The sequence below is a fragment of the Streptomyces sp. NPDC002845 genome, from assembly GCF_053591955.1.
Genome location: NZ_JBSFUU010000041.1, coordinates 71,922 through 85,654, shown reverse-complemented (window position 1 = coordinate 85,654; position 13,733 = coordinate 71,922). Strand labels below are relative to the sequence as shown.

Annotated in this window: 11 protein-coding genes; 3 read left to right on the top strand and 8 right to left on the bottom strand. The window is 70.5% G+C overall.

Annotated features, from left to right (window positions below; all coding sequences use genetic code 11):
* Positions 1 to 51 precede the first annotated feature (51 nt).
* From ACWD3C_RS27660 to ACWD3C_RS27645, 4 genes are all read right to left on the bottom strand, one after another.
* Positions 52 to 198, bottom strand: a complete 147-nt coding sequence (locus ACWD3C_RS27660) for a hypothetical protein (protein WP_451148486.1) — start codon at positions 196 to 198, stop codon at positions 52 to 54.
* 94 nt (positions 199 to 292) lie between these two features.
* Positions 293 to 634 (bottom strand): SCO4225 family membrane protein, encoded by a 342-nt coding sequence (locus tag ACWD3C_RS27655; RefSeq protein ID WP_451148484.1) that lies wholly within the window; start codon positions 632 to 634, stop codon positions 293 to 295.
* 101 nt (positions 635 to 735) lie between these two features.
* Positions 736 to 1,419: a response regulator gene (locus tag ACWD3C_RS27650; protein WP_451148482.1), complete on the bottom strand. Its 684-nt coding sequence runs from the start codon at positions 1,417 to 1,419 to the stop codon at positions 736 to 738.
* On the bottom strand, positions 1,416 to 4,145 hold the full coding sequence (locus ACWD3C_RS27645) for a histidine kinase (RefSeq protein WP_451148480.1): 2,730 nt from the start codon (positions 4,143 to 4,145) through the stop codon (positions 1,416 to 1,418). The genes ACWD3C_RS27650 and ACWD3C_RS27645 overlap by 4 nt, the downstream gene beginning before the upstream one ends.
* 362 nt (positions 4,146 to 4,507) lie before the next feature.
* On the opposite strand from ACWD3C_RS27645, the gene ACWD3C_RS27640 reads away from it, so the two are divergent.
* The 3 genes from ACWD3C_RS27640 (at position 4,508) to ACWD3C_RS27630 (ending at position 7,112) form a co-directional block, all read left to right on the top strand.
* A complete protein-coding gene (locus tag ACWD3C_RS27640; protein WP_451148478.1) occupies positions 4,508 to 4,960 on the top strand; it encodes a DUF5707 domain-containing protein in 453 nt (150 codons plus the stop codon).
* Between the two features lie 70 nt (positions 4,961 to 5,030).
* On the top strand, positions 5,031 to 5,762 hold the full coding sequence (locus tag ACWD3C_RS27635) for a Clp protease N-terminal domain-containing protein (protein WP_451148476.1): 732 nt from the start codon (positions 5,031 to 5,033) through the stop codon (positions 5,760 to 5,762).
* 444 nt (positions 5,763 to 6,206) lie between these two features.
* The gene (locus ACWD3C_RS27630; RefSeq protein ID WP_451148474.1) at positions 6,207 to 7,112 is read left to right on the top strand and encodes a nitroreductase/quinone reductase family protein; all 906 of its coding nucleotides are present in this window, start codon (positions 6,207 to 6,209) and stop codon (positions 7,110 to 7,112) included.
* A 181-nt stretch (positions 7,113 to 7,293) separates the two neighbouring features.
* Here ACWD3C_RS27630 and ACWD3C_RS27625 read toward each other — a convergent pair whose 3' ends face one another.
* The 4 genes from ACWD3C_RS27625 to ACWD3C_RS27610 all read right to left on the bottom strand — a co-directional run bounded on the left by ACWD3C_RS27625 (position 7,294) and on the right by ACWD3C_RS27610 (position 13,578).
* Positions 7,294 to 9,363: a HelD family protein gene (locus tag ACWD3C_RS27625; protein WP_451148472.1), complete on the bottom strand. Its 2,070-nt coding sequence runs from the start codon at positions 9,361 to 9,363 to the stop codon at positions 7,294 to 7,296.
* A 111-nt stretch (positions 9,364 to 9,474) separates the two neighbouring features.
* Positions 9,475 to 10,095 carry a TetR/AcrR family transcriptional regulator gene (locus ACWD3C_RS27620; protein ID WP_451148470.1) on the bottom strand — a complete coding sequence of 207 codons (621 nt, stop codon included), beginning with the start codon at positions 10,093 to 10,095 and terminating at the stop codon, positions 9,475 to 9,477.
* A gap of 24 nt (positions 10,096 to 10,119) precedes the next feature.
* Positions 10,120 to 12,393: an aminoglycoside phosphotransferase family protein gene (locus ACWD3C_RS27615; RefSeq protein ID WP_451148468.1), complete on the bottom strand. Its 2,274-nt coding sequence runs from the start codon at positions 12,391 to 12,393 to the stop codon at positions 10,120 to 10,122.
* Between the two features lie 138 nt (positions 12,394 to 12,531).
* Positions 12,532 to 13,578: a phosphotransferase family protein gene (locus ACWD3C_RS27610; RefSeq protein ID WP_451148466.1), complete on the bottom strand. Its 1,047-nt coding sequence runs from the start codon at positions 13,576 to 13,578 to the stop codon at positions 12,532 to 12,534.
* Between the last annotated feature and the right edge of the window lie 155 nt (positions 13,579 to 13,733).

The window sequence follows — 13,733 nt, the reverse complement described above, 5'->3', positions numbered from 1 at the left end:
GTTCCCCGGCCCTCAAGACCGTTCGGAGGGTCACCGGATCATCGATCCGGTTTACGTCGATTCGGCCAACACTGGCCAATCACGATAGGAACGGTTGTGCCACGTCACCTCAAGGGGTTCGGGCACGGCACCGAACTGCTTGATCATGCTTTCGCTGAGTTCGGTGGTGAGCTCCGCCTTCGGAACGCGTGGCGCCATGGTGTTCTCCTTCTACGTTCGCCTGTTTGGCATGAAGACACCGCCAGGTACGCGAATGTGACAACCGTCGCCGCCGTACGGGCAGTTGGCCGCCCTACTGCTCGGCGCCGCTGTCGGCCGGGTCCGGGCTGTTGCCGCCGCGCAGGGTCCGGGCGCACCAGCCGATGATCGCGGCGTTGACCAGCGCCCCGAGAACGACGGCGGCGATGGACATCGTGACGTGGTCCGGCAGTACGAGCACCACGAGGCTGGCCGGGAAGGTGGCGAACAGCGGGATGACCCCCGCCATGGACTCGTCCGCGCTGTCACCGGCGGACACCACGAGCGCCCACACGAGAAGGGCGGCACAGACCGCGAGGTAGACGAGGGCGAAGACGTCGCCGAGAGCGTGGCGCAGACGGCCTGGGAAGGATCGGCCGGAACCGGTACCGGTCACGGGGTGGACTCCTCGGTTGCGATGGTCTGTAGCGATCTGTGGTGGCCTGTGGTCGGCTTGGTGTGGGTCTCCCGGGCGGGAGCGGCGCGGTCGGTGGGCCGTCAGGTGTGGGTGCCGGGCGGGTTCGGGTGGGCGAGGCCGAGATCGTACGCGAGGATCGTCGCCTGTACCCGGTCACGCAGCCCGAGTTTGCGCAGCAGCGCGTTCACATGGGACTTCACGGTGCCGACGGTGATGCCGAGTTGCTCGGCGATCTCCGCGTTGTTGAGTCCGGACGCGACCAGGGTGAGGACGAACCGTTCGCGGCCGGTCAGGCTGTCCAGCTCGCGGGGACCGCTGTCGGCGCGGTTCCCGGTGACCGCTCCGGAGGCGTAGTGGCCGATGAGCCGACGGGTCGCGGACGGGGCGAGCACGCTCTCGCCGGCGGCCACCACCCGGATTCCGTGCAGCAGTTCGGCGGGGTGCACGTCCTTGAGCAGGAAACCGGAGGCGCCGGCGCGCAGCGCGTCAAAGACGTACGCGTCGAGGTCGAAGGTGGTCAGGACCAGGACACGGGGCGCGTTCTCCCGGCCGGTGATGATCCGGGTGGCGGCGATGCCGTCCAGTTCGGGCATCCGTACGTCCATGACGACCACGTCGGGTGCCAGCTCTGCGGCGAGCCTCACCGCGGCGGCGCCGTCGGCGGCCTCGCCGACGACCGTCATGTCCTCCTCGGCGTCGATCATGGCGGCGAACCCCGCCCGTACGACGCCCTGGTCGTCGACGACCAGCACTCTGAGGCTCATCGCTCCCGCTCCCTCTCCTCGTCGCCCTGTTCCGGGACCGGTGCGACGGCGGTCGGCGGTCCGTCCCCGCGGGTGGGTCCGCCGTCGGCCCCCTCCGCCTCGTCCCCGGCCGTCCCGCTCGGAGCGAGGGGCAGCCGGAGGCTGACCGTGCCCGCCGGACCGGTGGTCAGGGTGCCGCCGAGCGTCGCTGCCCGCGCCGCCAGCCGCTCCCGTACGGCGGGGCGGGTGGCGCGGGGTACGCCGGTGGCCGTGAGGGTCAACGTATCGTCGTCCGCGTCGAGTTCGAGCATCGCGGGCTCCTCGCCGCCGGCCGCGAGTACCGTCTCGGCGGCGTGGTAGGCGGCCAGGTCGACGGTGGCGAGCAGCCGCTCCGGCACGCGGTCGGTCAGCCGTATCTCCACGTCGCGGCCGGTGGCCCGGCACTGGTGGGCGAGCAGGTCGAGGGCCTGGAGGGTGGGCTGCGGGCGCAGTTCGGGCTCCGTCTCGTCCTCCCGGACCGTGTCGAGCAGGGCGCGCATCGCGGCCAGGGCCTCGCGGGCGCGTTCGGCGGTCGCGTCGAGCCTGCCCGCCTCCGCCTCCGCCTCCGCGACCATGTCGGCGGTGCGTGCCAGCACGGTGGTCTCCAGCCCGGCGGCGATCCGGCGGCGCTCGGCCCACGCGTCCCGGACGGCCTCCTCGGTCCAGGTGGCGAGGCGTTCCTCCCGCGTGCCCCGGGCAGCCCGGGCGCGCCGCCCGATCAGGGCTCCGCCCCACCGGGCCGCGCCGACCGCCAGGTCCGCCCCGGCCATCGCCCACGCGACAACCGCCCAGACGGGGAGCGTCGTGCCCCGGTCCAGTACGGCGGCGGTCGCGGCCGACGTGTGCACCGCCACGGCCGCGACCGAGAGGGCCGCCGACAGGGGCACGCGCAGGCGGGCCCACAGGGGCACGGGCAGGCGGGCCCACAGGGGCACGGGCGGGCGGTCTTCGGCACGACGGTCGCCGACACAGCGGTCCTCGGCACAGCGGTCCTCGGCACGACGGTCCTCGGCACGACGGTCCTCGGCACGACGGTCCTCGGCACAGCGGTCCTCGGCACGACGGTCCTCGGCACGACGGTCCTCGGCACAGCGGTCCTCGGCACGGCCGTCTTCTGCACGGCCGTCTTCTGCACGGCCGTCTTCTGCACGGCCGTCTTCTGCACGGCCGTCTTCTGCACGGCCGTCTTCTGCACGGCCGTCTTCTGCAGGGGACGGACCGGCGGCGGCGGTGCGGGCCGCGTCCGCGGCGAGGGCGGCGCAGGTGGCGAGCATGCTCAGGGCGAGCGGCAGGACGACCGGGCCGGTGTACTCGCCCACGGCCATCGCCACCGGCCAGAGCAGGGCCAGACCGAACAGGACGCCATGGGCGGCGCGCGGCGCCCGGCGCAGCCACAGCAGCGCGACCGCCTGTGCCACGGCCAGCAACGCGAAGAGCACACCCACGGACCCCTGCACCCCGCCCGGGGTGGTCTCCGCCCGGATGACCAGCACCGGGAGGAACGGCTGCACGCCCAGGCCGACAGCGGCCGTCACCTGCGCCAGGCGGTAGCCGGCCGGAACGGACCGCTCCACCGGGGCGGCGGTCCGGCCGGGCAGCACCGCACGGACCTCCCAACCGCCGTCCTCCGTCGGGCCGCTGGTCAGCGTGCCGCCCGCCTCGCGTGCCCGGGACCGCAGGAAGCCCTGGCCCCGTCCGCCGCCGAGGCCCGCACCGTGCGCCGCCGAACCGGCCGGCGGTGCCGCGCTCGTGACCACGACGTCCGTACGGGTGTCGCCGTACCGGCACCGCACCCTCGTATGCGCACCAGGGGCGTACCGTGCCACGTTGGTCAGCGCCTCGCGCACGATGCCGTACGCCGCGTCCGCGACGGCGCCGTCCGGCAAGGGGTCGATCTCGCAGTCCACCCGCTGGTCGAGGCGACGGAACCCTGCGACCAGGTCCAGCAGCCGTTCCTCCGGCGACGGCAGTTCCTCCCGCGAGGGCGCCGGCGCCCGCACCGCGCCGAGCGCCCGGGTGACCTCGCGGCCGGTCTCGGTCGCGAACTCCAGTGCCTCGTCGACCATTTCGGGACGCCGCTCGCGCAACCCGAGCGCCGCGCCCGCCGTGACCACCACGGCCGTCAGATGGTGGGCGCTGACGTCGTGCAACTCCCGTTCCATACGGCGCCGTTCGACTGCCGGGAGCCGGTGGCGCTCGGCCTCGGCCCGCTTCAGCAGCTGTTCGGCCGCCCGCCGGGCGCGACGGGTCCGCCGTACGAGCAGGCCGGTGCCGCACGCGGCGGCGTACAGCAGAGCGGTCAGGACGAGGTCGAGTCCGTCCCGTTCGCTGAGCCCGTGCAGGCTCAGGCCGTGCAGAAACTGCCAGGCGGCGAGCGCCACCACACACAACACGGCGGTGAAGGTGTCGCATTCGGTCGCCACGGTGAACAGGGCCAGCGCGACACCTGCGGTCCCGAGTACCGCCATCGCCCCGGTGGGCAGCGGCCCGGCACCCAGCGCGCAGGCGGCGGCGACCAGGACGAGGGTGGTCACCGGGCGCGTACGGCGCAGGGCGAGTGCGCCCGTCACCAGTACGGCGACCAAGGCCGCCACGAGAACGTCGGACGCGGCCGGTACGACCCCACGCACCAGCCCCGCCCCGGGCCACACCACGGCCTGGGCACAGATCAGCAAGACCGGGACCAGCCGGTCGTCGGTTCGATTCATAACGGACCAAGGCTATGGCGGCAGGTGAGCGGCCCTTATCCGGCTGGAGGCGGATTTCGTTCTCTTACCTGGGTTGCAGACGCGGCGGTGCGCCTCCGACGGTGGACGGCGTGGAAGGGTTCTCTATCTCTGGTTCGACGCGGCAATCCTCCCGCAGCCCGAGGACCGCGCAATGCCCCGGGCCATAGGCTCGATCACATCGAGAAAGCGATCGACCGCCGGTTCCACCAGCGGTTCCACCAGCGGTTCCGCCAGTGATTTCTTCCACGCTTTTCCGTACATCGCTTTTCCCTGCATCGCTTTCCCGTTCCATTCCGCAGGTGCACCACACCTGCTCCCAAACGAATTCAGGGGGATCTCCCATGTCCAAGCGCATTCTCATGTCGTCTCTCATCGGCGCTGTCGCCCTCGGCGGAATAGCCGCCGGCGGCCTCGCCATGGCAGCCTCGGCCGACACCGAGCCGACCGTGGAGAACGCCTCGGTCCGCTACACCGCTCCGTCCGACGGCAACACAGACGTACTCACCTTCACCACGGACGTGAGCGACGACTCGGGCATCCAGAGCCTCAAGGTCCTTGGGTGGCCCGCGAGTTCGAAGCTCGACCCGACCGAGGCGGAACTTCAGGGCGTGGACACCGCCACGTGCCGGAACACCACGTCCGAGACGTCCCACTGCACCTACTCCCCGCAGGCCACGAAGGAGGAGATCGCCGAACTGGCCAAGGGCACCTGGTACGTGTCGGTATTGGCGACGGCCAAGGACGGAGACACCACCTTCGTGCCCCGCGCCGCCACCTTCGACGTCACACGCTGACCTGCCGCCCAGGAACGACAGAAGGCAAGCGCGCCTTGACAATTCCGAACTGTCAAGGCGTACTTGCCTCATGGCCCTTCCAGACCTGGACGACCTCATCGCCGAAGTGGACCGCACCTGCACCACCGCGCACCGCCCCGGCGGTCAGGCACAGCGGCAGGGGCAGGAACAGCCCGACTGGCTCGCCCTGTTGACGGCCGCCGCGCAGGTCGCCGGTCAACTGCAGGCGCTGGCGGACGACTTGGTCGAGGACTACGTCGAGCACTGCCGGATGCACGGCTACTCGTGGACGGACGTCGGCGGCGCCCTGGGGGTGACCCGGCAGGCGGTGCAGCAGCGGTTCCACGCCCCGCACAAGCGCTACGGCCCCGAGACGATGACGGACGACCTCGGCCGGGCGATGGTCCACGTCAAGTGGGCGGCGGTGCAGCACCGGAACAACTACATCGGCACCGAGCACCTGTTGTGGGGTCTCACCGCCGAGGACAACAGCGCCACCCGCCTGCTGAGCTCAGCCGGGGTCTCCCGCGACGCCGTCCACCGGTCGGTCGGGGACCGGCTGAGCCTGGGCGCCTCCCAAGCAGCCGAACGGATCGCCTGGACTCCCTACTCCCGCAAGGCGATCGCCCTCGCGGAGGAGCGGTCCGAGCAGCACGGCGCCGCCCGCATCGACTGCGACGACCTGCTGATCGGCCTCGCCCGGGTCGGCCGCGGAGTGGCCGCGACGGTCCTGACCGACGCCGGCTTCGACATGGCCGCCCTCGACCTCGACGACACCACGTCCGCAGATGCTCAGCCATGAGGGCACGGCCGGTTGACCTTCACCGCGGGGTGAGGCTTGCCGGTGTGCGGAATTGGACTGTCGGTCCATCTCGCGGTCAATCCCGACGAATATGAGATGCGCCGTTGCCCCGAGCCGCGCAACGCATTACCGTTGCCCCCATGACTGCCGGGTCGGCCTTGTGCCGTGAGCGAGTTGGGTACCCGGCCTCTGAATGAGGCCGGGGCGGGCTAGAGGCCCGCCTTCTTTGACGCCGAGGATTCGGCGTTTTCGGTGTGTTCGGCGTGTTCGGTGTATGCAGCGCCTTCGGCCGTACGGCCGCGCGCCACCCGAAACCTCCTTTTCGCGCACCTCTTCATTCCTCCACCGCAGGCGTCGCCGTATTCGCTGCGCGGCAATTCATCCTGCCCAAAACCAAAAATCCAATCCCCGAAGCCCAAGACCCGAAGACCCAGAAAGCAGAGAATGCCCAACGACTTCAATCAGCAGGTCATCGACGAGTTCCGCGCCAAGCGCGGACAGGTCGGCGGCTATTTCGAAGGAGCCCGGCTGCTGCTCCTCACCACCACCGGTGCCCGTACGGGCACCCGGCACACGACCCCCGTCGGCTACCTCCCCGACGGTGACGGCACGGTGCTCGTCATCGCCTCGGCCGGCGGAGCCCCGAAGCACCCGGACTGGTTCCGCAACCTCGTCGCGAATCCCCGGGTGACCATCGAGAGCGGCGCGTTCACGTACGAGGCCGAGGCCGAGGTGCTGGCAGGGACGGCGCGGGACCAGGCCTTCGCGCGGGCCGTCGAAGGGGACCCGGGGTGGGCCGAGTACCAGGCGAAGACGGACCGCACGATTCCCGTGGTCGCCCTGCGCGAGATCCCCCAGAGTGGCCCGCCGAACATCAACGCGGGGTCCATGGGCGAGCACATCAAGGTCGTCCACGAGGCATTTCGACGCGAACTCGCCCTGATCAGGGACGAGTTGGCCAAGGGCAACAGCAACGGCACCCTCGGCGCCCAACTGCGCATCAACTGCCTCACCCTCTGCCAGGGGCTGCACAACCACCACACCGGCGAGGACATCGCGATGTTCCCGTTCCTGGCCGACCGCCACCCCGAACTCACCCCGGTCCTCGACCGTCTGCGCACCGAGCACGAGAAGATCGCCGAACTCCTCGAAGAACTCCGCCGGACCGTCGCGCCCAAGACTCCCGAGGTCCCCAAGACTCCCGAGGCCCCCGAGGCCCCCGACAGCGACCAAAGCGCCGATCCCGCCCTCGTACTCCGCGAAGTCGAGCGGCTCACCGCCGAACTCGAAGCCCACCTGGCCTACGAGGAGGAGCAGTTGATGCCCTTCCTGGACGCGGCGACCCGCTGAGGCGATCACGCACCCATTACCGGTGAGCGGCGAACGAGCCCTGGGGGGAGGGGAGATGGGCTCGCGGGAGTCGTCGCTCACCGGCACGATCACGGTAGCCGTGAAACCGCTCACCAAAGGTGCATGCTCGGTCATGAGTCGGTCGTCTTCCGGTAACACTGAGACAGAGAGAGGCGGCAACTCACCACGGCAGCGGCCGCCCATGCACCACATCCAGCCGCGACACCGCCCGCGTCAGCACGACATACAACCGCCGTAGCCCCCGCGACTCCCCCTCTGCCTCCACCTCCGTCACTGCCCCCGACTCCCCGATCGCCGCCGGTTCGACGACCACGACATGGTCGTACTCAAGCCCCTTCACCGCACTCGCGCCCAGCACCGCGACCCGAGCGCCCAGTTCGTCCGCTTCCCCGGTCGGGATCCCCTCCGCCTCGAACACCTTCCGCAGCCGTACGACCTCCGTGTCAGCGGCGATGACCCCGACCGACCCCTCACGCGCGAGCGCGCCCCGTACGGCGTCGACGACGCCCTTGTCCACGGCGTGCCGAGGGGTCGGCCGGATGTTCAACTCGCCGTCCTTCCGGAGGGATCGGGACGGCGGTACGTCCACGTCCAGGCGGTCCAGAAGGCGGTTGGACAGCCGTACGACCGCCTCCGGCACCCGGAATCCTGTGGTGAGGGGCACGATCTCGGTGTCCGGTCTGCCCAGGTGGGCGAGGAGGCCGGGCCAGGAGCGGGCCGCCCAGGGGGTGGTCCCCTGGGCCAGGTCGCCCAGGACCGTCAGGGAACCGAAGGCCGCACGGCGGGAGATGACCCGGGCCTCCATCGGGGAGAGGTCCTGCGCCTCGTCGACGACGACATGGCCGTAGCCCTCGGGGTGTTCGATGAGCCCCGCGACCTCGTCGAGCAGGACGAGGTCGGCGGCCGACCACCGCGCCGACCTCCACGAACGCGGCGCCCGCGCCCACAGGACGGCTCTCTGCTCGTCGGCGTCGAGCACCCCGTCCGCCACCGCGGCCAGGGCGTCCGGGCCGGCGAGCAACTCCGCCACGACCTCCTCCGGCCGTACCCGCGGCCATACGGCGTCGACGTACGCGCCGACCGGCCGCGACCGGGAGACCTTCCGCCGCCAGCCGCTCGACCGCGGCCCGGCGCGGCGCTCGGCCTGCCGTTGAACGCACCGCACGATCCGCGCCCGTACCCGCTCCCGCCCGATGTCGTACGGCGGTTCCTCGGCCCGTACGTCGTCGACGATCCGCCGGAGTTCGTCGCCCGGGACGCGCCAGCGGTACGAACCGTCCGGTACGGCGAGGGAGCTGGTCTCTGCCTTGATACGGCCGTGAAGGGCGCGGCGCAGTACCTCCGCCATGCGGGGGTCGTGCTTGACGAGGGCGGCGCGTTCGTCGTCCTCGGCGGTGACCGGGTGGCGGGCGATCTCTTCCGTGACGGTCGACTGCCGTACGCCCGTCTCGCCGAGGGCGGGGAGCACCTCCGCGATGTAGGTGAGGAAGGTGCGGTTGGGGCCGAGGACGAGCAGGCCGCCGCGGCGGATGCGGTGGGGGTGGGTGTAGAGGAGGTACGCGGCGCGGTGCAGGCCGACGGCCGTCTTGCCGGTGCCCGGGGCGCCCTGGACGCAGAGGGAGGTGGTGAGGCCGGCGCGGACGAGGTCGTCCTGTTCGGGCTGGATGGTGGCGGCGATGTCGCGCATGGGGCCGAGGCGGGGGCGTTCGATCTCGGCGGCGAGGATACGGCTGCCGCCTCGTCCGGGATCACTCCGGCCCAGGTGCTCGTCCTCCAGGCCGGTGAGGTCGGCCGAGTCGCCGCGACTGCCCGGGACCCAGCCGAAGCGACGGCGGACGGCGACGCCCTGCGGGTCGCGGGGGCCCGCCTGGTAGAAGGCGCGGGAGACGGGAGCGCGCCAGTCGACAACAAGAGGTGGGGCGGCCGGGTGCTCGGTGATGCGGAGCCGGCCGATGTGATAGCTCTGCCCGGCGTGCTCGGCGGCGCCGGACGCGAAGTCCAGCTTGCCGAAGAACAACGGCCCTTCGGGCAGCTCACGCAGCTCCTTCGCCTGACCGCGGAACCGTCGCCCGAGGACCTCCGCGTCGGCACCGGAGGCGGAGACGTCCTCCCCGACCACGACCTGCTCCTCCGCCCCCTCGGCCATGGCGGCGAGGGCGGCGCGGCAGGTGTCGTGGTAGGCGCGTTCGTAGGTGAGGGCGTGGTGGAGGGCGGGGTGGGGTGACGTCATTCCGTCGAGCGTAGCGGAATAACGTAACCAAGTTAAATTATTTACCCAATCTCACGAAAGCGGGCGCGAGCACGAGTGCGGGCGCGAGCACGAGTGCGGGCGCGAGCACGATCACGCGAGGCCGCGCCGCAGCCGCGCAAACGCCCTCTCAGCGGCAGCGACAGCATCACGCTGAACGTCCTCCACGGCCTCCCCCCTCTCCACCCGCCGCCAGTTCTCCTGCGCGAGCACCCGCCGCACGGCCACGATCTGCCCCGCCGCCACCCGCGCGTCGAGATCACCGCCCAGCGCCTCGGCGAGCGCGGCCTCGGACCGCTCCAGATACGCGTACAACCGCGCGACGAGCGACGGCGTCCCGTACAGCAGCCGGTGAAAGGCCAGCACATCCGGCTCGTCACTCAGCCCGGTCACGGGATCCCGCCGCGCGAGCCCGTCAAGAAAGTGCACCCGCAGCGCGTCCACCGCGGACTGCCCTTCCGCCCGCCCCTCGACCACCCGCGCCGCCTCCGTCTCGTGGTCGGCGAGCCGGTGCAGTACGAGGTCCTCCTTCGCCGGGAAGTAGCGGAAGAGCGTCGGCTTGGAGATCTCGGCCGCGGCGGCGACCTCGGCCACGGAGACGGCGTCGAAGCCCTTGTCCAGGAACAGCTTGACGGCGATGTCGGACACCGCCTGGTACATCCGCCGCTTCTTACGCTCACGCAGGCCGATCTCGCGCGACCCCATCTCGCTCATGAGGTGAGCCTACGCAGAGCGGCCCTACCCGGCCGTCGACCTGGCAGTGACCTCTCGGCGGGAGGCCATGAACGGCCGCGACGCCGCGGCTTCACGGAGCGCGGCCCACACCGTCGCGCGCGGCCACTGCCAGGCGGCCTCCATGAAACGGCGGACGCGGTCCTCGGGCAGCGCCCGGAAGAGAAGGGAGGGACCCTGTGTCGGTCGGTCCGGCAGACCCAGCGCGACCTTGGCGCTCCGGAGTGTCGCAGCATACGAGTCCACGGCCCTGCTGACGTTGGGGGCGTCCAGGGTGGCGCGGGTGACGAGACGGTCGAGGTCGACGTAGGCGGACCGCACGACCTCAAGCCGCCGGTAGACGTCCAGATCGTCCTGCCAGCCCTCGGTGTACTCGGCGGCGAGCCTGTCGGTCCAGCGGCTGAGCATCCGCTCGCGGGTCCGCGTCGGGGTGGGTGTGAGATGCATGTGGCGTACCAGGTCGTACACGGGATCTCCCACCATGGCGCGCTCCCAGTCGACCAGTGCCAACGACGGCTTGCCCTCACGCCGCACGAGATTCCACGGGTTCAGGTCGCCGTGCAGCAGGGCCGGACGCCTATGGGTCACTTCATGCGCGTACAGGATCTCTTTCAGTTCCGTGTCGTCGGGCAGCCCCAGCTGCTGGGCAAGCCGGCGTGACGCCAGGGGCAGGTCGGCCACCAGTTGCACCAGCCGGTCGCTGAGCCAGCGGCAGAAGTCCCCTTCTCCGGCCGCCGGGCCCAGCGAACTGTGGTCGACCTCCGTCAGGGCGCACAGCTGGTCCACGAGCGCGTCGGCCTCGTACGGCCGTAATCCGAGCACCGGATGGTCAGGGGGGCCGTCGTTGGCGGTCGGACCGACGTAGGTGTGGAGGGCGAAGAATCCGTCCTCGTCACTCGTTCCCAGCGCGAGCACTCTGGGGGCCTCCACTCTCACCCCCGACCGCTCGATGGTCCTCAGTACCGCATGCTCGTCGAGGAGGCCGAGCTCGCGAGTGGGGATGCCCCGCATTCTCCGCCGTACGACAACGGGACGGTCCAGGCCCGCCACGTGTACCACCGAGTTGCGGTGCGCGGTGCCCCTGAGCACGCGGTGCTCGGGGGCGACGCTTTCCTTGATCAGGGCTTCGTGCACGAGGGCGCGGACGGCGCTGTGGTCTTCCGACGCCCAGCAGTCCGGGCTCCAGTCCACCGTGGCCAGCGAACGGAACCTGACGTGCCGGCCGTCCTGCCGCTTACGCCACTCCACCAGCGCTCGTACGATCTCGGACCCGTCCGGCGCTCCGTCGAGTCCCAGTGGTCCGGCCGCGGCTTCGAGCGCCCGACGTACCGCTGTCGTCGCCCGGTCCAGATCGCGCTGATCGACGAAGGCGTCCAGTGACTGGGCCACGCGCATCACATCCGGAAAGACGGACTGTGCGCGCTCGAAGTCGATGTAGTGGCGCAGATCTTCGTCCAGCCCGCGGGCCGCGGCAGGTGAGACGCGGCGGACAGCTCTTTTCCAGGCCGCGATCACCTGCTTCTCCTGGGACTCCGGATACCGCATACGGACCAGATGAACCGCCAGATCGTGCAGTGGGTCTCCGTACGTGGCGAGTTCCCAGTCCACACAGAACAGGGGCGGCTCACCGGAATAGGTGAGGATCACGTTGTCCCGGTGGAGATCCGCGTGGAGCAGACCGTACGGCCGACGGGTCATGGGCGGTACACGGTCGGCGTACCGGATCATCACGTCCCGGGGAATGCCCAGGGCCTTGAACAAGTCGCCGAACTCAGCCCAATTGGACTGACATACCTGCCTGTCCACCTCGGTCGCCAGCAGCCGCAGGAACCCCCGGCTGTCCTCATCGTCCTCCGGCCACCCGCTGGGGAGCACCGGCAGCGCGCCCCTGCGTACACGTGTCGCCTGTGCCAGGCGGTCGACCAGCGCATCGACGAGGACACGGTCCACGGCTCGGCCGTTCGGGCACACCGTGGAGAGCGGCACGCCTTCCACATAGCTGTGTACGGTCGCTCCGCCGCTCCTGGCCAGGCACTTCGGTACATGCGGCAGGACGGCACCGGCGGCGGCGAGGATCTCCGCCTCGTCCTGCCAGGTGCGGACGACCACCCGCAGGGCATCCGGCCTCCGCGACCGGACCGTCACGAACGAGCCCGCCTCCAGTCCCGCTTCCTTCGCGAGGGCTTCGTCCAGGCGCAGCAGAAAGTTCCGGTTGTGGTGGCCGCTGCTCATGCACCCTTCGTCCATGGCCCGATGCACGAACTCGTCCCAGGCCTCCATGGAGACAGCGTCTTCTCGCTCCACTCGACGGGAAGACGGGCCTGAACGCACGGACTGCTCCTGGAGGGCTGACACTGGCGGAGAAGCACAATCACGGAAGCACAACTGGCGCCACAATCCCACATGGCACACCAGCACCTACGCCCGGGCGGACCCATGAACCCGCAACCATCGGGTGAGTGCTGACTCGGTCTCCAGCACGCCGGGCACCGATTCGATGCCCAGCGGCTGCGCCGCCGACCTGAGGACGTCCCACACCTTCCAGCCGGCCTTACGGAGCCGATCGCGGTCGGCCCTTGGAGCGAGGGCCAGGGACTGCGAGGTGCGGATGACGTCCGTGAAAACGGACTGGGCCTTCTTGAAGTCGAGCAGTCTGGGCAGATCGTCCTGCCAGCCGCGGGAGCTGCCCGGCCGGATTCCCTCGACAAGCTCCCGCCACCGCCCCATCAGGAGCTGCTCCTGGTCCGGTGGATACCGCATCAGGTACAGATGCGTGGCGAGGTCGTAGAGCGGATCGCCGAGCATCGCCAACTCCCAGTCGATGGCCCAGAGCCGGCCGTACGGGTCGACGATCATGTTCTCGCGGTGCAGGTCCGCGTGGAGCAGGCAGAACGGCCGGTCCCGCAAGCCGGCCACGTGCTTTCGCAGCCGCTTGAAGGAGTCGGGCTCCAGTCCCAGATCGTCGAACAGCTGCCCGTACTCGGGCAAGTTCGCCGTGTACACCCGCTCCTCGGCGAAGCAGATCAGCCGGTCGAGGAACCCGGCGCTGTCGCCCTCCGGGGCGCGGTCCCTCGGCTCACACGTCCGCTTCGCCAGAAGAGTGTCGGGGGTCACGGCCACCATCTGCCGGAACAGGCCGAGGATCTGATCGAGCACACCTTCGGGCACCGGTGTGCCGGACGCGTGATGCGACCCCAGGGTCGCCCCTTCGATGAACCGCTGCAGGCGGATGCCGCTCACCTGGTTGACGTCGGGGATGTTGCCGATGCGCCCCTGCAACTCGGCCAGCAGATTCTCTTCCGAGAAGAAGCAGCGCCGGTCGAACCACAGCAACTGCTCGCGCGGCTCACGAACCTTCCACCGACTTCCAGAAGCGCCTCCCGTCTCGTCCGGCAGCGGGAACACGTACGTCTCATGGTGGTAGCCGCTGAGGGGGCCTTCGACGGCGTTCGGGTCAGCGCTCATCCCACCGGCACGCTGCCGGGCTGTGGAAACCGATTCAGATGGCATTGCCCGTTCTCTCGCCTGAGTCCGCACCAGTGGTGAGGAAGTGGAGGCACGTTACTCCTTCGTGGTCGAGCATCGTGCCAGAAGCGCCGCATTGGGTCGTGGCGGTCCCC

Coding starts and splice junctions, on each gene's coding strand:
- ACWD3C_RS27660 (WP_451148486.1), bottom strand. CDS start 198: ATGGCGCCACGCGTTCCGAAGGCGGAGCTCACCACCGAACTCAGCGAA.
- ACWD3C_RS27650 (WP_451148482.1), bottom strand. CDS start 1,419: ATGAGCCTCAGAGTGCTGGTCGTCGACGACCAGGGCGTCGTACGGGCG.
- ACWD3C_RS27645 (WP_451148480.1), bottom strand. CDS start 4,145: ATGAATCGAACCGACGACCGGCTGGTCCCGGTCTTGCTGATCTGTGCC.
- ACWD3C_RS27640 (WP_451148478.1), top strand. CDS start 4,508: ATGTCCAAGCGCATTCTCATGTCGTCTCTCATCGGCGCTGTCGCCCTC.
- ACWD3C_RS27635 (WP_451148476.1), top strand. CDS start 5,031: ATGGCCCTTCCAGACCTGGACGACCTCATCGCCGAAGTGGACCGCACC.
- ACWD3C_RS27630 (WP_451148474.1), top strand. CDS start 6,207: ATGCCCAACGACTTCAATCAGCAGGTCATCGACGAGTTCCGCGCCAAG.
- ACWD3C_RS27625 (WP_451148472.1), bottom strand. CDS start 9,363: ATGACGTCACCCCACCCCGCCCTCCACCACGCCCTCACCTACGAACGC.
- ACWD3C_RS27620 (WP_451148470.1), bottom strand. CDS start 10,095: ATGAGCGAGATGGGGTCGCGCGAGATCGGCCTGCGTGAGCGTAAGAAG.
- ACWD3C_RS27615 (WP_451148468.1), bottom strand. CDS start 12,393: ATGGAGGCCTGGGACGAGTTCGTGCATCGGGCCATGGACGAAGGGTGC.
- ACWD3C_RS27610 (WP_451148466.1), bottom strand. CDS start 13,578: ATGAGCGCTGACCCGAACGCCGTCGAAGGCCCCCTCAGCGGCTACCAC.